We start from the raw sequence: 16413 nt of genomic DNA, 5'->3' as shown, positions 1-16413 counted from the left end.
AGAGAACGGACGACTATGTCATCCCCCCGTGCACAAGCACAATCGCGGCGTCGGCCAGGTCGCCGCGCGTCGTGGCTCACCGCGGCCGCCGTCGGCACCTGCGTCGCCCTGAGCGGCGTCGTCGCCGTCCCGGCGTTCGCGGCCGACCCCGTCACCCTCACGGGCGTCATCCTCGGCGTCGGCGCGAACGAGTCCCAGCGCATCGTCACGTGGTACTCGTCGGCAGACACCGCCCAGTCGGTGCAGGTCGCGCCGTCCGCGGTCGTCGTCGACGGCACGTTCCCCGCGAACGCCGCGACCTTCTCCGCGATCGGCGGCGCCAACATCGCGACGAGCGGCGGGTTCAACCGTCACGCGACGATCTCCGGCCTCGAGGAGAACAAGACGTACTCCTACCGCGTCGGCGCCGAAGGCAGCTGGTCGCCGGTCTACTCGTTCAAGACGCAGTCGTTCGACGGCGCCTTCGACTTCCTCTTCTTCGGCGACCCCCAGATCGGCTCGTCGGGCGACACGGCGCGCGACGGCGCCGGGTGGAAGGACACCCTGGACGTGGCCCTCGCGGCCAACCCCGACACCGAGATCCTCGTCTCGGGCGGCGACCAGGTCGAGACGGCCAACACCGAGTCGCAGTGGGACGCGTTCCTCGCGCCCGACAAGCTCCGCCAGTACCCGTGGGCCGCGACCATCGGAAACCACGACGTGGGCGGCAAGGCGTACGAGCAGCACCTGTTCACGCCCAACACCGACCGTGCCGGCGCCTACTACTCGAACGGCGACCCGTCGTCGAACTCGTCGGGCGGCGACTACTGGTACATCTACAAGGACGTGCTGTTCATCGACCTGAACAGCAACAGCTACGCCACGTCGCAGGGCGGCGGCGGAGACGCGGCCCACATCCAGTACGTGACGGATGTCGTCGACCAGCACGGCGCCGAGGCCAAGTACACGGTGCTCGTGTACCACCACGCGATCTACTCGCCCGCCGACCACGCGAAGGACGGCGACAACAAGGTCCGTCGCGTCGACTTCCCGACGGCGTTCTCGAACCTGGGCGTCGACCTCGTGCTCCAGGGCCACGACCACAGCTACTCGCGCAGCTACGAGATCAAGAACGGCGCGAAGGCGAACCCGGACGAGCAGCCCGGCCAGGCCGAGGTCTACCCCGGCCCCGGCGGCGTGATCTACGTCACGGCGAACTCGGCCTCGGGCTCGAAGTACTACGACATCACGGCGCCCGACGACAGCGGCACGAGCGGCGCGGGGAACGGCGCCGACCCGCTCAACCCCGGCAGCTACTGGTACAACTCGGTGCAGAACCAGGAGCACGTCCGCACGTACGTCAAGGTGCAGGTGCAGGCCGACCAGCTCGTCGTGGAGAACATCCGCAGCGGCACGTGCGACGCCCCCAACGCCGCAGTCGAGCTCAACAAGGTCCCGTGGTGCGGTCCTGACAGCGGCGCGACCGCTGCCCAGCCGGTCGGCTCGATCGTCGACTCGGTGACGATCCACCAGAACCACGGCGACGGCGAGGAGATCCAGGTCGCAGTCCCGGATGCCGCGCCCGGCGAGTTCGGCTGGACGATCGACGGCCACAACGGCCTCGTCGACCTCGGCACGGCAGAGGATCATGACGGCGCGTACTTCGGGGCGAAGGGCCAGATCAACCCGATCACCGTCTCGGACTCGCGTCGCTCGCAGGCGCCGTGGTCGATCTCGGCCTCGGTCGGGGACTTCCGCGACGGCACGAACACCTTCTCGGGCAAGTACCTCGGCTGGACGCCGAAGCTCGTCACCTCGGGTGCGGGCGCCGCTGCGGGGGCTCCCGTCGTCTCGGGCTTCGACAGCGGCACGGGCCTGTCGGTCTCGCGCGGCCTCGGCTCCGCGAAGCAGGGTCACGAGCGCGGCACGGCCGTCCTCGGCGCCGACCTGGATCTGAAGATCCCGGCCGCCGTCGCGAAGGGCAGCTACCGCACGACCCTGACCATCACCGCTCTGGCCGGCTGACCGGCTCAGATCGAGACCGGTGGGGTGGGCGCCTCCGGGCGCCCGCCCCACCGGGCGTTCATCACTTCCCTACACGCCGAGGATCTCTCCATGCACACGCTCGTCACGACCTCCCCCCGCTCCGTCCTGCGCGCGGCGCTGCTCGCGCTCGTCGCGATCGGGCTCGCCGCCGCCCCTGTCGGCGCCGCGCACGCCGCGGACGACGACGCCGCGTGGTCGGTCCGCACTGCTGCGGGCGCCTTCGGCGACGACCGCACGAGCTTCGGCTACACCCTCGACCCGGGCGCCGAGGTCGACGACGCGCTCGTCGTCGCCAACCACGGCACCGAGCCGCTCGAGCTCGCCGTCTACGCCGCCGACGGCTTCACGACCGAGAGCGGCCAGTTCGACCTCGTCTCGGCCGACGAGAAGTCCATCGGCATCGGCGCATGGCTGCACAGCGACGCCGAGACGATCACCGTGGGTCCGGGCGAGACCGCGGACGTCCCCTTCACGCTGGCCGTGCCCGAGAACGCGACTCCCGGCGACTACGCGGGCGGCATCGTGACCTCGCTCGCCGAGCACGACTCCGCGGCGAGCATCAGCGTCGACCGCCGGCTCGGCATCCGGATCGCACTTCGCGTCGGCGGCGATCTCGCGCCGAGCCTCGCGGTCGAGGACGCGCACCTCTCGTGGGACGGCGGGCTCGATCCCTTCGCGGGCGGCGACGCGACCGTGAGCTACACGATCCGCAACACGGGCAACGCCGTGCTCTCGGCGCGGCAGGCCGCCACCGTCGCAGGGCCCTTCGGCTTGTTCGCGACGCAGGCGCCGGCCGTCGACGCGCCCCCGCAGCTGCTCCCGGGGGAGAGCTGGACCGTGTCCTTCCCCGTGCGCGACGTCCCCGCGGCCCTGTGGCTGACGGCGACGGCGACCGTGACGCCCATCGTCGTCGATGCGTCCGGCTCGACGACCGCGCTCGCTCCCGTCACCGCGACGGCCGTCGGCGCCGCCGTACCGTGGGCGCTGCTCGTGCTCGTCGTGGTGCTCGCGCTGCTCGTCGTCGTCGCGCTGCGCGTGCGCTCGCGCCGGCGCGCACGCCGGCAGGCGCTCGAGGACGCGCGCGTTCAGGAGGCCGTCGAGCGGGCGCTCGCGGAGACCCAGGAGCAGGAGCACCTCGCGAGCCGGTGAGCTGCAGGGAGTCGCGAGCTCTGGACAGCCGTGCAGGAGGGGTCGGCGCGCCGGCGGGCCCATCGCCTGCCGGCGCGCCGGAGTCGGCATCGCATGGATCGAAGGTCTGTTCTTGTAGACGACATCGCAGGGTGATAGTCTTTCGTCAAGAGATTCGATGAATGGATTGCTCCGCACGACGTGGGGAGCCGAGAGCAGACGCGGCAACGACCGCACGTGATGAGAAGGATGCTGGCGCGGATACGCGCAGGAATCTCGCCGTCATCCGTTCACTGTCTGCGAGCCCCATGTCTGCTCATCCTGCCTCTGATCCCCGTGCCGAGCGGGTCATCGACGCATTCGAAGCGGGACGACGGAGCCGCGCGGCCGACGATGCCGCCGAGATACGTCTGCTGGCCGAGGCGGCCGACGCGATTGCGGCACCGGCGAACCCCACTGCCGAGCAGATACGACGAGCCGAGCTCGACCGCCGCTCCCTCGTGGCCGAGCTTGCCACGTCGACCCGTGTGTCCGAGTGGACCGTGACGCGACTGCTCACGGAGGCGGTCGACCTCTGCGCTCGGTTCGCAGACGGTGTCGACGCGTTGGCGCGCGGCGGCATCTCTCGGCGCCATCTCGACGTGATTCACGACGCGGGTGCCCCGATCGTCGACGACGACGCACGCGCCGAGTTCCTCCGACTCGCGATCGATCGCGCGGCGCAGCTCACCCCGGGTCGACTTGCCCCCGTGCTCCGCGTGATCGCAGAGCACTTCCTCGAGCGCACGATCGACGACCGACATGAGGATGCCGCCGCCCGCGGGCGGATCGACCTGATCGACATGGCAGACGGCATGGCTGGGGTCATGCTGGTCACTCCCGCGACCCTCGCCCACGGCATCCACGACCGACTCACGCAGCAGGCGCGCTCCGTCATCGCCGCCCGCGAGACCGGAGAGACGCGTGGAGAGGGCGATGCCCGCACGATGGCGCAGCTGATGGCCGACATCGCCACCGACACGCTGCTCACGGCCGGCCCCGACCGTTGCGTCGCGGGAGACGGACTCGACGCGATCCGCGCCACCGTGCAGGTGACGATCGCCGTGCTCACGATGGCGGGCGCGTCGGCTGAGCCGTGCCTGCTCGCCGGCTACGGCCCCATCGACCCCGAGACTGCCCGCGCACTCGCCGGCGGCACCACGGGATGGGAGCGGGTCATGACCTCGCCCGTCACGGGAAGCGTTCTCGCTGTCGACCGCTATCGGCCGGGCATCCCGCTCAACCGCTTCCTGGTCGCGCGAGACGAGCACTGCAGATTCCCCGGATGCCGCATGCCGGTCCATCGCTGTGACGTGGATCACACGATCGACGCGGCGCACGGCGGAGCGACCAGTCACTGCAACCTCGCCCACCTGTGCAGACGGCATCATGTCCTCAAACATGTGACGGCATGGACCGTCGAGCAGGTCAGGCCCGGCGTCCTGGTGTGGACGAGCCCCGCCGGCCGCACGCACACCGATCGTCCCGAGTCGACGGTGCGGTTCGTGCTCGATGACGAAGTGAGACGACGACGGGAGCTGATGCGCGAACCCTGGCTGATCAGGAGCGAAGACCCGCTCGGATCCGGCGGCGCACCTCCCTTCTGACGCGAGACCTCTGACGCGACCTCCCTGCGGACGCCACCTCGCTCGAGAGTCCGCCGGCATGGGGGAGGATGGGCGATGACATGTCGCATGAATCCGATACGCCTCGTGACCTTGCCCCCTCCACGCTGCGCCTCGCCGGCATCCAGATCCGCGACCCTTTCGTCCTGACTGTCGCCGAGACGGGCACGTACTACTTGTTCGGCAGCACGGACAAGGACATCTGGCGCGGGCCCGCGGAGGGATTCGACTGCTACCGGAGCGCGGATCTCGAGCAGTGGGTCGGGCCGATCCCGGCCTTCCGTCCGCCCGCGGGCTTCTGGAGCGACCGCAACTACTGGGCGCCCGAAGTGCACGCCTACGACGGCCGGTTCTTCATGTTCGCGACGTTCACGGCCGAGGGCGTGCGCCGGGGGACGCAGATCCTCGTCTCGGACGCTCCCTCCGGCCCTTACGTCCCGTGGGGCGACGGACCCGTCACGCCGCGCGAGTGGGAGTGCCTCGACGGGACGCTCCACGTCGATGAGGCTGGCGACCCCTGGATCGTCTTCTGCCACGAGTGGGCGCAGGTCTGGGACGGCGAGATCGTCGCGCAGCGGCTCTCGCCCGACCTCTCCCGCGCGATCGGCGAGCCGCTCGTGCTCTTCCGCGCGTCCGAGGCGCCCTGGGTCGAGCGCCTGCGCCATCCGCGGGTGCCGGAGGATGTCGCCGCCTACGTCACGGACGGCCCGTTCCTGCACCGCCTCGCCTCGGGCGGTCTCATCATGCTGTGGTCGAGCTTCGGCGGGTCCGGGTACGCGATGGGGATCGCCCGGTCGGCCTCAGGTCGCGTGCAGGGCCCGTGGGTGCAGGAGGACGCCCCGATCTGGGCCCGCGACGGCGGGCACGGGATGATCGCGCGCACGCTTGACGGCGGGCTGCTGCTGACGCTGCACCAGCCGAACGAGACGCCGCTCGAGCGCGCCGTGCTGCTGGAGCTCGAGGAGACCGCCGAGACGGTCAGGCCCTCGCCGCGCGTCGCGTAGACGCGGGTCCGTCGTGCGTCGAACTGTGACGCGTCGTGTGCTCTGCCGCGTGCGACGACGTACCTTTGTCGCGAGCATCCGGATGCCGCCCTCCCGCGTGCGGTGACGGACGGCGCACGCAGAGCCCGAGCCATCAGGAGGAGCCCATGTCCGACAACGCGCCCGCAGGCAGGCCGCAGGGGATCGACCCGCGCGGGCCACGGTTCACGGCCTGGATCACTGCCATTCTGCTTCTCGTCGGCACGTTCCTGGCCCTTCTGGGGCCGGCCGTCCGCACCGGCACGACCCTCACCGAACGCGTCCTCGACCCCGGCTTCCTCGTGCTGCTGGTCGTCGACCTGCTCTTCGTGTGGGGCTTCGCATCCCCGCGCACGGCGCCGTGGGGCGTGATCTTCCGCACCCTCGTGAGGCCGCGGCTCGCGCCGCCGGCCGAGCTGGAAGACCCGCGCCCCCCACGCTTCGCGCAGGTGGTCGGCTTCCTCGTCGTCACGGTCGGCCTCCTCCTGCACGTCGCCGGCGTGCCGTGGGCGCTGCCGATCGCGGGTGCGCTGGCGTTCGTCGCCGCCTTCCTCAACGCGGCGTTCGCGTTCTGCCTCGGCTGCCAGCTCTACCTGGCCTTCACCCGCATCGGCCTCATCCGCCCCCGCGGAGGTCTCCTCGGGGCCTGACCTCGCCCCCTCGATGCCCCCGGCCCGCTGTGCGGACCGGGGGCATTCGCGTCACCGCCGCAGGACGCGGCGGGCGAGCGCGTTGCCGAGGAGCTGGCCCAGCTGCACGAGCACGATGATCAGTCCCACGGCGATCCACAGCGTCACGAAGTCCCACCGCCGGAACCCGTACTGCAGCGCGAACGAGCCGAGACCGCCCGCTCCGACGGCACCCGCCACCGCGGTCATGTCCACGACGGCGACGAACACGAACGTGTAGCCGAGGATGAGGGGCCCGAGCGCCTCCGGCACGAGCAGCGTGAGGATGATGCGCCACGGTCCGCCGCCCGCCGCCCGCGCCGCCTCTATGACGCCCGGCTGGATCGTCACGAGGTTCTGCTCGACGATGCGCGAGAACCCGAACGTCGTCGCGATCGACAGCGGGACGATCGCGGCGGCCGTCCCGATGTACGTGCCGACGATGAACGACGTGAAGGGCGCGACCACCGCGAGGAAGACGATGAACGGGATCGGCCGGAAGAAGTTCACGATGAGATTCAGGATGCCGTTCGCCGTCCGGCTCGCGAGGATCCCGCCTCTGCGGGTGACATAGAGCCCGAGGCCGACGACGAGCCCGCCGATCCCGCCGAAGAAGAGGGTCGCGACGACCATCCAGAGCGTCTGGCCGAGAGCTTCGAGCAGGAGGGGCCCGTAGCGGTCCCAGTCCCACTGCGCGCCTACGAGCGGAGCGAGCCCGCCGAGGAGATCCGCGATCGTCATGCCGCCACCTCCTCCGTGGCCGTCACGGCGCTGAGCTCCGCGATGACGGCGTCGACTCCGGCATCCGGGCCGTCGAGCGCGATCGTCAGCGACCCGAAGGAGCGCTGCTGCAGCGTGCTGATGGCGCCGTGCAGGAGTTCGAACGTCACGTCGTGGACGCCTGCCCGCGAGAGCACGGCGCCGATGCCGCCTCCGTCGACGACGCGCGCCGTCACGATCCGGCCCGTGTGCGCCGTGCGCAGCCGCGCGAGCTCGTCCCGGCTCGGCCGGTCGTGAAGGGCCGTCGCGACGAACGCCTGAGCCGTGTCGGACTGGGGCGACGAGAACACCTCGAACGCGCTGCCGCGCTCGACGATGCGTCCTTCGCTGATGACGGCGACGCGATCGGCGATGGCGCGCACGACGTCCATCTCGTGCGTGATGACGACGACGGTCACGCCGAGCTCGCGGTTGACGCGCTGCAGGAGGCGCAGCACCTCGCCCGTCGTCTCGGGGTCGAGCGCGCTCGTCGACTCGTCTGCGAGGAGGATCGGGGGAGAGGTCGCGAGCGCGCGGGCGATGCCGACGCGCTGCTTCTGGCCGCCGGAGAGCTGGTCGGGGTACGCGTGTGCGCGGTCGAGCAGCCCGACGAAGTCGAGCAGCTCGGCGACCCGGGCATCTCGTCGCGCCTTGGGCCACTCCGCCACTCGGAGCGGGTAGGCGACGTTGCCCGCCACCGTCCGGGAGGAGAAGAGGTTGAACTGCTGGAAGATCATCCCGGTCCTGCGGCGCACGGGACGCAGCAGTCGTTCCGGGATGGTGGAGATGTCGACGCCGTCGACGACGACGAGCCCGCTCGTGACGCGCTCGAGGCCGTTGATGATCCGCACGAGCGTGCTCTTGCCTGCACCGGAGTGTCCGATGATGGCGAAGATCTCCCCCGCCTCGATCCGCAGGTCCACGCCCGACAGCGCCGTGACCGTGCGGCCGTCGACGTCGAACCGCTTGTGGACGTCGGTCAGCTCGATGATGGTTCCCATCGTGTTCCCTTCGGGTTCGGCCGGGACACGTCATGGTGCGGTCGCGGCCCGAAGGCCTGCGACCGCACCATGACGATCCTCGGAGTCGCGCTATCTGGCCGCCTTCTTCTGGGCCTCGATCTCCGCGAGCCAGTCGCGGACCTGCTTCGGGGACTCCTGCACGATGATCGCGGTGTCGCCCGACTCCTTCACGACGATGTCGGTCACGCGCTGGTCGTGATAGGCCTCCCACACCTTCTGGAAGACCGGGTCGTCCTCCTCGCCTGCTCGCGACGCGATGATGTTGATGTACGGCCAGCTCTCGGGCTGCGCGGGGTCGACTGAGAAGAGCGCCTGATCGAGGATGCCGGCATCCGTCGCGAAGTTGTTGTTGACGACGGCGCCCGCGATCTGCGGGTCGTTGAGCGACGGCGCGGTCTGCGACGCGTCGACGGGCTCGACCTCGACCGTCCCCGAGAGGATGTCGGCGGGGGTCGGCGTCGTGGCGTCCTCGTCGAGGACGATGAGGCCCGCCGCCTGCAGCACCTTGAGCGCGCGCGCCTGATTGGTCGGGTCGTTCGGGATCGTGATGCGCGCGCCCTCGGGGAAGTCCTCGACGCTGTCGTACTTCGCGGAGTAGATGGGCAGCGGCACGATGAGGGTGGGCCCCACGACGGCGAGCCCGTCGCCCGTGGCGACGTTGTGATCGGACAGATAGTCGATGTGCTGGAAGGCGTTGAGGTCGATCTCCCCGTCGGCGAGCGCCGGGTTGGGCGTCTCGTACGAGTCGAAGCTCACGATCTCCAGGTCGATGCCCTCGTCCGCGAGGATCTCCTGCAGCACGGGCCAGTGGCCCTGCGACGCATCGGTCGTGCCGAGCCGGACGGTCGTGCGGTCGCCGGATGCGGCATCCCCCGCACCGAGCAGACGCGGGATCAGCAGGACGGCCGCGACGACGGCCGCGACCGCGACGACGGCGATGGTGACCCACAGCCACGTCCGGGAGGATCGCGGCTTGTCGGGCAGGACGGGACCCTGTGGGGTCGAGGCGGTGTCGCTCATGCTCGTGGCTCCTTGAGATGCTGTGTGCGGTGCGGTGACCGCTGCGTCCACGCTCCCACCATCGCGCGGCGCTGCTCCAGTCGGATGACGGCACGTGACCGGGTGTTGCGCCGTGTTGCTCGCGCGCATCGCCCGCCGCGTCCCCGCGGGCTCCCACGGAGGGGATCCGAGCGCGTATGGTGGAGAGGTGCTGACCTGTCGCTGTCGTCGCTGAGCGCCCCGCGCTCTCGCCGACGACCCGACCGCCTCCGCGCTTCGTGCGCGCCATCCCACAGGAGCACCACCGTGCGCTACGCCCGCACCGTCGCCGATCTCGTCGGCAACACGCCGCTCGTCCGTCTCAACCACGTCACCGACGGCATCCGCGCGACGATCCTCGCCAAGATCGAGTACTTCAACCCCGGCGGCTCGTCGAAGGACCGCATCGCCGCCAACATCATCGACGCCGCCGAGCGCGACGGGCTGCTGCGCCCCGGCGGCACGATCGTCGAGCCGACGAGCGGCAACACCGGCGTGGGGCTCGCGCTGGTCGCCCAGCAGCGGGGCTACCGCTGCGTCTTCGTCGTGCCCGACAAGGTCGCGGAGGACAAGCGAGCCGTGCTGCGCGCCTACGGGGCCGAGGTCGTCGTGGCGCCGACGGCCGTCGAACCGGACGACCCGCGCTCGTACTACAGCGTGTCCGACCGGCTCGTCGCCGAGATCCCCGGGGCGTTCAAGCCCAATCAGTACGACAACCCCCACGGTCCGCGAAGCCACTACGAGTCGACGGGGCCCGAGATCTGGCGCGACACGGACGGACGCGTGACGCACTTCGTCGCAGGCGTCGGCACGGGCGGCACGATCACGGGAACGGGCCGGTTCCTCAAGGAGGCCTCGCACGGCGCCGTGCGGATCGTCGGCGCCGACCCCGAGGGGTCGATCTACACGGGCGGACCCGTCCACTCGTACTTCGTCGAGGGGGTCGGCGAGGACTTCTGGCCGAAGGCCTACGATCCGTCCGTCGTCGACGAGTTGCACCGCGTCGGAGACGCCGAGTCGTTCGCGATGACGCGCCGGCTCGCGCAGGAGGAGGGCCTCCTGGTCGGCGGGTCGAGCGGGATGGCCGTCGTCGCGGCGCTGCGCGCGGCGCGCGATCTCGACGAGGGCGCCGTCGTGGTCGTGCTCCTGCCCGATCATGGACGCGGCTACCTCAGCAAGGTCTTCGACGACGGCTGGATGCACGCGCACGGCTTCGAGACCGGACCCACCCCGACCGACGACGCAGGGAGCGACGCATGACCATCGAGAACCTCCGCGGCTTCGACAGCCTCGCCGTCCACGCGGGACAGGCGTTCGACCCGACGACGGGTGCCGTCATCCCGCCCGTGCACTTCTCCACGACGTACGCGCAGGACGGCATCGGCGGGCTGCGCGGGGGGTACGAGTACGGACGGAGCGGCAACCCGACGCGCACCGCGCTCGAGACGCAGCTCGCGGCGATCGAGGGCGGACGCCACGCGCTCTCGTTCGCGTCGGGGCTCGCAGCGGAGGACGCGCTCCTGCGCGCGGTGCTCGCGCCCGGCGACGATGTGCTGCTCGGCAGCGACGTGTACGGCGGGACGTATCGGCTCATCGCGAGGATCCTGGGCCCGTGGGGCGTGGGACTCCGCGTCGTCGACATGAGCGACCTCGACGCCGTCGCCGCGGCGCTCGCCGAGCGGCCCGCCAAGATCGTGTGGGTCGAGACGCCGAGCAATCCGCTCCTGCGCATCACCGACATCGCGGGTCTCGTGCGACTCGGGCATGACGCAGGCGCGCTCGTCGTCGTCGACAACACGTTCGCGACGCCTGCGCTGCAGGAGCCGCTCTCGCTCGGCGCCGACGTCGTCGTGCACTCGACGACGAAGTACCTCGGCGGTCACTCCGACGTCGTCGGCGGCGCGCTCGTGCTCGACGACGACGCGCTGCACGAGAAGGCGAGGTTCCTGCAGTTCGCGGCGGGCGCCGTGTCGGGACCCCTCGACGCGTGGCTCACGACGCGGGGGATCAAGACGCTCGGGATCAGGATGCAGCGGCACAGCGAGAACGCGCAGGCCGTCGCCGAGTTCCTCGACGGCCACGATCGCGTCGCGCGCGTCTACTACCCGGGGCTTCCCGCCCACCCGGGCCACGAGCTCGCGGCACGGCAGATGTCGAGATTCGGCGGGATCGTCTCGGTCGCGCTGGAGGATGCCGCTGCCGCGCGCCGCTTCGCCGAGTCGACGCGCGTCTTCCAGCTCGCCGAGTCGCTCGGCGGCGTCGAGTCGCTCATGAACTACCCGGACGAGATGACGCACGCGTCCGTGCGCGGCACCGAGCTCGCCGTCCCGCCGGAGGTCGTGCGGCTCTCGGTCGGCATCGAGGCGGCCGAAGACCTCCTCGCCGATCTCGACGGCGCGCTGAGCGGCCTCTGACGCGAACGCCCCGACCGGCATCCGGTCAGGCGGACTCCCCGGCTCCCTCGGCGGCCGTCCCGACCGGCGCCGTGTCGATGTGCTCCGCGACGAGCAGGATGCCGCCCGACGTGTTGGCGGAGTTCGCGAGCTCCTCCATCCACGTGCGGCTGAGCATCGGCGGCTCGGGGTCGTCGAAGACGAAGCGGAGCGGGATCGAGGGATGCAGCCAGATCGTGCTGCGACCGCGAGGCTGGTCCTCCGGGTGCTGCCACGACAGCGTGAAGGCCTCGCCGCGGCGGAGCTTCGTCGCGATGACGACCTTGAGGTGCGCGAGGGCGCGATCCTCGATGTGGATCGGAGTCGCCTCGCCGCCGTAGTAGATGGTGCCCATGCGGCCCACCCTAGCGAGGGTGGAGAGCGGCGCGGGCGGCCGCCGGGGCTCGGGCCCTCGGACGGGGTGCGGGATTAGGGTGGCCCCATGGCCGATGACACCACGGAGGGCACGTTCGGCAGACGGTTCGTCTTCTGGACCTGGATGACGATCGTCGGCGTCGGACTCGCGGTCATGATCGCGATCGCCCTCACAGGACGGTGACGGTGCGACGTTTCCTGCGCGACAACGCGCTGAGCCTCGGATTCCTCCTGATCTTCGTCGTCGCGCTCGCCGCGCAGTCGGTCGTCGGTCTCGCGTACGAGAACGAGGAGCTCGCCCAGCACGGCCGTCCGCCGATCGGCTGGACCGAGTTCGTGACCTCGTCGGCCTTCGTCGTCGACGTCGCCGAGAACTGGCAGTCCGAGTTCCTGCAGTTCTTCCTCTTCATCCTCGCGACGGTCTGGCTCGTCCAGCGCGGGTCGCCCGAGTCGAAGAAGCCCGGCAGCGAGGGCGTCGGCAGCGACGAGGAGCAGCTCGTGGGCGCGCATTCCCGGCCGGACTCTCCGCGGTGGGCGCGCGCCGGCGGGCTTCGCGGCGCGCTCTACGCGAACTCGCTGCTGATCGTCATGGGGGCGATCTTCGTGCTCTCGTGGCTCGCGCAGTCGCTCGCGGGACTCGTCGTGGCGAACGAGGAGAACGCCGAGCACGGGATGCCGTCGCTCGCGTGGTCCGACTACCTCGTCTCGCCGGACTTCTGGAATCGCACGCTGCAGAACTGGCAGTCCGAGTTCCTCGCGGTGGGTGCCATGGTCGCGTTCACGATCTATCTTCGACAGCGCGGATCCGCCGAGTCCAAGCCCGTCGGCACGCCGCACCACACGAGCGCCGTCGAGTCGGAGTGAGCCGGGCGCGCCGCCTCGCGGCCGCGCTGAGAGAAGGGACACGCATGGGCACGTTCATCTATGAGGGCAACGTCAAGGTCGACTTCGACGACCGCATCCTCGCGCACCTGCAGCTCGTCATCGGCAACAAGCTGAGGCGAGGCGAGGCGTTCCATTTCACGTGGCGCAACGACGCGAGCCTCGGCGACGGGCGCACGACCGTGTGGCTGCATCCGCACGCCTCTCTCGTCTACAAGTTCTACGGGAGCCGCAAGCCGTCGCTCAACCGCGCGTGGCTCGATGCGCTGACCTACACGGCGAACTCCCCCGGGGGCCTGTACGTCGTGCCGGAGCCGGCCGAGTACGACCAGGAGAGGGCCCTGACGGACGAGGACGCCTGACCCGGGTCGTGGAACGGCACCCTCGCCGGTTGTCAACCCCCTCGATCGCCGATCCGGGTGCGGGGCATCCTCTCAGGCATGAGGTTCCCCTCGAACGACCGAAGGATCGGCGCGGATGCCGTCGGATGACAGCGCGCTCCCGCCCATCGAGACGTGGTGGCCGTACCTGACGATCGGTGCGCGCGACGCGGTTCTGCGAAACCGTACGCGGGTGCTCGGCGCGCGCGTGCGCGACGAGATCGCACAGGCGACAGGGCGTCCGGTCGTCGAGGGGAGCCGGATCAGCGAGGACGATCTGCGGTTCCTCGCGGTCGAGGTCGAAGGGATCGAGTGACATGACAACGGTTCTCCCCGAGGCGCGCATCGTCGAGCGGCTCCAGCTCATCGGCCTCTCCCAGAACTCGTGGCGGCTGTGCGATCGCCGCGCTCCGCACCAGGACGCCGCGAGCGTCCTCGCCTACATCGAGCGGACGGCAGACGGCTACGAGGTCGTGTGGCTGCAGGGAGGGCTCGGCGAGACGCGCTTCTCCGCGCTCGCCGACGTGCTCACCGAGGCCGCGCAGCGGATCGCCGAGGTCCCGCGCGAGGGTCCGGGCCGCCCCGTCCCCATTCCGCACTTCCCCCCACCGCCCGTCTGAGCCCTCGACGGATGCCGCACCCGACGTTCATCCGCGTGGCACCCCGCTCTCAGGGAACGCGCCTACGATCGAAGGAGGCATCCACGCCTTCCGCTACCCCGGGCGGCCGCGCGCGGAGCGGAAGGACGACGACTCATGAGAGTGGCACCCGCATCGGATTGGCGGGACGCGGTCGACTTCGAGACTCCCGTGCTCCTGGCTGACGTGGTCCCGGGAGAGGATGCGCGCTGCGCGGCCTGCGGTCCGGAGTCCGCACCGCGTCCTCGCACCGAGCTGTGGGCCTACAAGCACCGGCATCCCAACCACCATCACGGCTTCGTGCGCATCTACTGCCGCGAGCACGTTCCGGCGGTGCAGACGCGCGTGACGCCCGACGCGCGCCCGGCCGCCCGTGCGGCGGCGCGTCCCGCGTCCCGTCCCGCCGTGCGCGCCGAGCGCATCCCGACCCGCAAGTCGCACGTCGACGACAAGGTGCGCGCCATGTGTCCCGAGTGCTTCATCGAGGTCTCGGCGACGGGCGCCTGCGGCAACTGCGGCACCGTCGTCGCCTGACCGGCTGCGCGGCCCGCTAGAACAGGCGGGCCGCAGCGACCTCCGCGGGCTCCTCGAGCTCGAGGAGGGCGCGCTTGCGATCGAGGCCGCCCGCGAACCCCGTGAGCGATCCGTCCGCCCCGACGACCCGATGGCACGGGATGACGATGCTGACGGGGTTGTGCCCCACGGCCTGGCCCACCCGCTGCGCGAGGCCCCTGGCGCCGAGGCGCTCGGCGAGCGTTCCGTACGTCGTCGTCTCGCCGTGCGGGATCTCGCGCAGGAGCGCCCAGACCCGCTCGGAGAACTCGTCGCCCGCCGTGCGCACGGGCACGTCGAACGCGGCGCGCTCGTCCGCGAGGTATTCGCGCACCTCCCGCGCGGCCTGCGCCAGCACGGGGTGCTCGCCCTCCGCCACGCGCTCGCCGATCGCGGAGGGGGCCGGGGGATAGCGATGCGCGGGGAAGTACACGCCCGTCAGCGCCTCTCCGTCGGTGACGAACATCAGCTCGCCGAGGCTCGTCATCGCGTACGCGTGCCGTGCAGTCATGACCGGGTCTCCTTCTCGTCTCACCCTAATGAGAAGACGCGCGGCGGAGCCCGAACGTGAGATGCGCGGTCCGTCTCGCGCGGGGACGCGGGCCGAACACGCGCTCCGTCTCGCGCGGGGACGCGGGCCGAACGCGCGGTCTGTCTCGTGCCGCGACGCGGGCCGAACGCGCAGTCCGTGTCGGCGAATAGGATGGCCCGGGCATGAGCGAGCAGCGGACGGACGACGAGGAGAGCGGCGAGCGCGGCACGCGCCGCGGACTCGTGAGCGACTGGCTGCGCGGACTCGTCGCCATCGCGCCCGCACCGCACGCGCGCTGGCCCATCGGCCTGCAGGCGGCGTTCGCGATGGCGGTGCCCCTCCTGCTGTTCACGCTCCTGGGCCTGCCCGAGGTAGGCCTGCAGGCGGCGGGCGGCGCGTTCACGGCGCTCTACGCAGCCGCATGCTCCGCGAAGGAGCGGGTGCGGGTCCTCCCCTTCGTCGGAGCAGGCCTCATCGCGTCGGCGGCGCTCGGCACGGTGGCCGGAGCCGACCCGGTCGTCGCCGTCGTGGGACTCATCGTCGTGTCGATCGTCGCGGCCGCGCTCGTCTACGGCTTCGCGCTCGGCCCGCCCGGGCCCGTGTTCTTCGTGCTCGTGTACGGGCTCTCCGCGCACGTGACGGCAGCCGTCGACGGTCGGCGGGCGGTGGAGCCGCTCGCGTTCCTGGGCGCCCTCGCCCTCGGCTGCGCCTTCGCATATCTCGCCGCGCTGAGTCCCCTCGTCGTGCCGCGGCTGCGCCGGGAGCCCGCGCGACGCGTGCACGAGATCCTCCCCGGACCCCGGCTCGACGCCGACGCGCGCCTGCTGCTCGTGCGCGTCGCGATCGTCGCGGTCGTCGGTGCTGTCGGCGCGGCGCTGTGGGTCGATCCGCAGCACGCGTACTGGGCGGTGTGCTCGGGGCTCGCGGTCGTCGGCGTCAACGTCGGACGGCGGGCCGCGTTCGTGCGCGGCACGCAGCGTCTGGTCGGCACGCTCGTCGGGGCGGCGGTGTTCGCGGAATCGGCGGCGCTCGCCATCCCGCCCCTCGCGCTGCCGCTGCTCCTGGGCGGGCTCCAGTTCGTCATCGAGATCCTCGTCGTGCGCAACTACGCGCTCGCGCTCGTGTTCATCACGCCGCTCGTCCTGTTCATCACGACGACGGCAGCGCCGGGGGCCGACCCGTCGGGGCTCATCGCGGCGCGCGTGCTCGACACCGTCATCGGCGCCGCGATCGGCGCGCTGTCGGGTCTCCTGCATCCCCGCCGCGACGCCTGATCTCGCCCCGGAGCCGGGATCG

The 16413-nt window shown here is 71.2% G+C and carries 18 protein-coding genes; 13 read left to right on the top strand and 5 right to left on the bottom strand.

The window, feature by feature from the left end:
* Positions 1-15: 15 nt before the first annotated feature.
* From FHS08_RS03855 to FHS08_RS03835, 5 genes are all read left to right on the top strand, one after another.
* Positions 16-2004: a purple acid phosphatase family protein gene (locus tag FHS08_RS03855; protein ID WP_167035611.1), complete on the top strand. Its 1989-nt coding sequence runs from the start codon at positions 16-18 to the stop codon at positions 2002-2004.
* 90 nt (positions 2005-2094) lie between these two features.
* Positions 2095-3174: a WxL protein peptidoglycan domain-containing protein gene (locus tag FHS08_RS03850; protein WP_167035609.1), complete on the top strand. Its 1080-nt coding sequence runs from the start codon at positions 2095-2097 to the stop codon at positions 3172-3174.
* 287 nt (positions 3175-3461) lie between these two features.
* On the top strand, positions 3462-4799 hold the full coding sequence (locus FHS08_RS03845) for an HNH endonuclease signature motif containing protein (RefSeq protein ID WP_167035607.1): 1338 nt from the start codon (positions 3462-3464) through the stop codon (positions 4797-4799).
* An 80-nt stretch (positions 4800-4879) separates the two neighbouring features.
* On the top strand, positions 4880-5821 hold the full coding sequence (locus FHS08_RS03840) for a glycoside hydrolase family 43 protein (RefSeq protein WP_167035605.1): 942 nt from the start codon (positions 4880-4882) through the stop codon (positions 5819-5821).
* A gap of 146 nt (positions 5822-5967) precedes the next feature.
* Positions 5968-6489: a DUF4395 domain-containing protein gene (locus FHS08_RS03835; RefSeq protein WP_167035603.1), complete on the top strand. Its 522-nt coding sequence runs from the start codon at positions 5968-5970 to the stop codon at positions 6487-6489.
* A 51-nt stretch (positions 6490-6540) separates the two neighbouring features.
* Here FHS08_RS03835 and FHS08_RS03830 read toward each other — a convergent pair whose 3' ends face one another.
* From FHS08_RS03830 to FHS08_RS03820, 3 genes are all read right to left on the bottom strand, one after another.
* Positions 6541-7248 carry a methionine ABC transporter permease gene (locus FHS08_RS03830; RefSeq protein WP_167035602.1) on the bottom strand — a complete coding sequence of 236 codons (708 nt, stop codon included), beginning with the start codon at positions 7246-7248 and terminating at the stop codon, positions 6541-6543.
* Positions 7245-8267, bottom strand: a complete 1023-nt coding sequence (locus tag FHS08_RS03825; RefSeq protein ID WP_167035600.1) for a methionine ABC transporter ATP-binding protein — start codon at positions 8265-8267, stop codon at positions 7245-7247. Before FHS08_RS03825 ends, FHS08_RS03830 begins: the two co-directional genes overlap by 4 nt.
* A gap of 90 nt (positions 8268-8357) precedes the next feature.
* Positions 8358-9308: a MetQ/NlpA family ABC transporter substrate-binding protein gene (locus FHS08_RS03820; protein WP_167035598.1), complete on the bottom strand. Its 951-nt coding sequence runs from the start codon at positions 9306-9308 to the stop codon at positions 8358-8360.
* Positions 9309-9593: 285 nt separating this feature from the next.
* Between FHS08_RS03820 and FHS08_RS03815 the strand changes: the two genes are divergently transcribed.
* Together FHS08_RS03815 and FHS08_RS03810 are read left to right on the top strand one after the other, a co-directional pair.
* On the top strand, positions 9594-10586 hold the full coding sequence (locus FHS08_RS03815) for a pyridoxal-phosphate dependent enzyme (RefSeq protein WP_167035596.1): 993 nt from the start codon (positions 9594-9596) through the stop codon (positions 10584-10586).
* Positions 10583-11740 carry a cystathionine gamma-synthase gene (locus FHS08_RS03810; protein WP_167035594.1) on the top strand — a complete coding sequence of 386 codons (1158 nt, stop codon included), beginning with the start codon at positions 10583-10585 and terminating at the stop codon, positions 11738-11740. The genes FHS08_RS03815 and FHS08_RS03810 overlap by 4 nt, the downstream gene beginning before the upstream one ends.
* A 25-nt stretch (positions 11741-11765) precedes the next feature.
* On the opposite strand, the gene FHS08_RS03805 is transcribed toward FHS08_RS03810, so the two are convergent.
* The gene (locus FHS08_RS03805) at positions 11766-12113 is read right to left on the bottom strand and encodes a DUF7882 family protein (protein ID WP_167035592.1); all 348 of its coding nucleotides are present in this window, start codon (positions 12111-12113) and stop codon (positions 11766-11768) included.
* A gap of 206 nt (positions 12114-12319) precedes the next feature.
* On the opposite strand from FHS08_RS03805, the gene FHS08_RS03800 reads away from it, so the two are divergent.
* From FHS08_RS03800 to FHS08_RS03780, 5 genes are all read left to right on the top strand, one after another.
* Positions 12320-12997, top strand: coding sequence for a DUF6766 family protein (locus FHS08_RS03800; protein WP_167035591.1), 678 nt, complete (start codon positions 12320-12322; stop codon positions 12995-12997).
* 44 nt (positions 12998-13041) lie between these two features.
* Positions 13042-13377, top strand: coding sequence for a DUF7882 family protein (locus tag FHS08_RS03795; protein ID WP_167035589.1), 336 nt, complete (start codon positions 13042-13044; stop codon positions 13375-13377).
* A 115-nt stretch (positions 13378-13492) separates the two neighbouring features.
* A complete protein-coding gene (locus FHS08_RS03790; RefSeq protein WP_167035587.1) occupies positions 13493-13711 on the top strand; it encodes a hypothetical protein in 219 nt (72 codons plus the stop codon).
* 1 nt (position 13712) lies between these two features.
* Positions 13713-14015, top strand: a complete 303-nt coding sequence (locus FHS08_RS03785) for a hypothetical protein (protein ID WP_167035585.1) — start codon at positions 13713-13715, stop codon at positions 14013-14015.
* Positions 14016-14150: 135 nt separating this feature from the next.
* Positions 14151-14567, top strand: a complete 417-nt coding sequence (locus FHS08_RS03780) for a glucose-6-phosphate dehydrogenase (RefSeq protein ID WP_167035583.1) — start codon at positions 14151-14153, stop codon at positions 14565-14567.
* Positions 14568-14583: 16 nt separating this feature from the next.
* Here FHS08_RS03780 and FHS08_RS03775 read toward each other — a convergent pair whose 3' ends face one another.
* Positions 14584-15096 (bottom strand): methylated-DNA--[protein]-cysteine S-methyltransferase, encoded by a 513-nt coding sequence (locus tag FHS08_RS03775; protein WP_167035581.1) that lies wholly within the window; start codon positions 15094-15096, stop codon positions 14584-14586.
* 203 nt (positions 15097-15299) lie between these two features.
* Between FHS08_RS03775 and FHS08_RS03770 the strand changes: the two genes are divergently transcribed.
* A complete protein-coding gene (locus FHS08_RS03770; RefSeq protein WP_167035578.1) occupies positions 15300-16391 on the top strand; it encodes an FUSC family protein in 1092 nt (363 codons plus the stop codon).
* Positions 16392-16413: the final 22 nt, after the last annotated feature.

It is taken from the genome of Microbacterium ulmi (assembly GCF_011759705.1).
Taxonomy (GTDB): domain Bacteria; phylum Actinomycetota; class Actinomycetes; order Actinomycetales; family Microbacteriaceae; genus Microbacterium; species Microbacterium ulmi.
Note: the sequence above shows the minus strand (reverse complement) of the source record. Positions and strands in the feature narration are given on the sequence as shown.

What these genes read in the sequence shown, in the direction of transcription:
- FHS08_RS03855 (WP_167035611.1), top strand. Translation starts at nt 16, where the DNA reads ATGTCATCCCCCCGTGCACAAGCACAATCGCGGCGTCGGCCAGGTCGC.
- FHS08_RS03850 (WP_167035609.1), top strand. Translation starts at nt 2,095, where the DNA reads ATGCACACGCTCGTCACGACCTCCCCCCGCTCCGTCCTGCGCGCGGCG.
- FHS08_RS03845 (WP_167035607.1), top strand. Translation starts at nt 3,462, where the DNA reads ATGTCTGCTCATCCTGCCTCTGATCCCCGTGCCGAGCGGGTCATCGAC.
- FHS08_RS03840 (WP_167035605.1), top strand. Translation starts at nt 4,880, where the DNA reads ATGTCGCATGAATCCGATACGCCTCGTGACCTTGCCCCCTCCACGCTG.
- FHS08_RS03835 (WP_167035603.1), top strand. Translation starts at nt 5,968, where the DNA reads ATGTCCGACAACGCGCCCGCAGGCAGGCCGCAGGGGATCGACCCGCGC.
- FHS08_RS03830 (WP_167035602.1), bottom strand. Translation starts at nt 7,248, where the DNA reads ATGACGATCGCGGATCTCCTCGGCGGGCTCGCTCCGCTCGTAGGCGCG.
- FHS08_RS03825 (WP_167035600.1), bottom strand. Translation starts at nt 8,267, where the DNA reads ATGGGAACCATCATCGAGCTGACCGACGTCCACAAGCGGTTCGACGTC.
- FHS08_RS03820 (WP_167035598.1), bottom strand. Translation starts at nt 9,308, where the DNA reads ATGAGCGACACCGCCTCGACCCCACAGGGTCCCGTCCTGCCCGACAAG.
- FHS08_RS03810 (WP_167035594.1), top strand. Translation starts at nt 10,583, where the DNA reads ATGACCATCGAGAACCTCCGCGGCTTCGACAGCCTCGCCGTCCACGCG.
- FHS08_RS03805 (WP_167035592.1), bottom strand. Translation starts at nt 12,113, where the DNA reads ATGGGCACCATCTACTACGGCGGCGAGGCGACTCCGATCCACATCGAG.
- FHS08_RS03795 (WP_167035589.1), top strand. Translation starts at nt 13,042, where the DNA reads ATGGGCACGTTCATCTATGAGGGCAACGTCAAGGTCGACTTCGACGAC.
- FHS08_RS03790 (WP_167035587.1), top strand. Translation starts at nt 13,493, where the DNA reads ATGCCGTCGGATGACAGCGCGCTCCCGCCCATCGAGACGTGGTGGCCG.
- FHS08_RS03785 (WP_167035585.1), top strand. Translation starts at nt 13,713, where the DNA reads ATGACAACGGTTCTCCCCGAGGCGCGCATCGTCGAGCGGCTCCAGCTC.
- FHS08_RS03780 (WP_167035583.1), top strand. Translation starts at nt 14,151, where the DNA reads ATGAGAGTGGCACCCGCATCGGATTGGCGGGACGCGGTCGACTTCGAG.
- FHS08_RS03775 (WP_167035581.1), bottom strand. Translation starts at nt 15,096, where the DNA reads ATGACTGCACGGCACGCGTACGCGATGACGAGCCTCGGCGAGCTGATG.
- FHS08_RS03770 (WP_167035578.1), top strand. Translation starts at nt 15,300, where the DNA reads ATGAGCGAGCAGCGGACGGACGACGAGGAGAGCGGCGAGCGCGGCACG.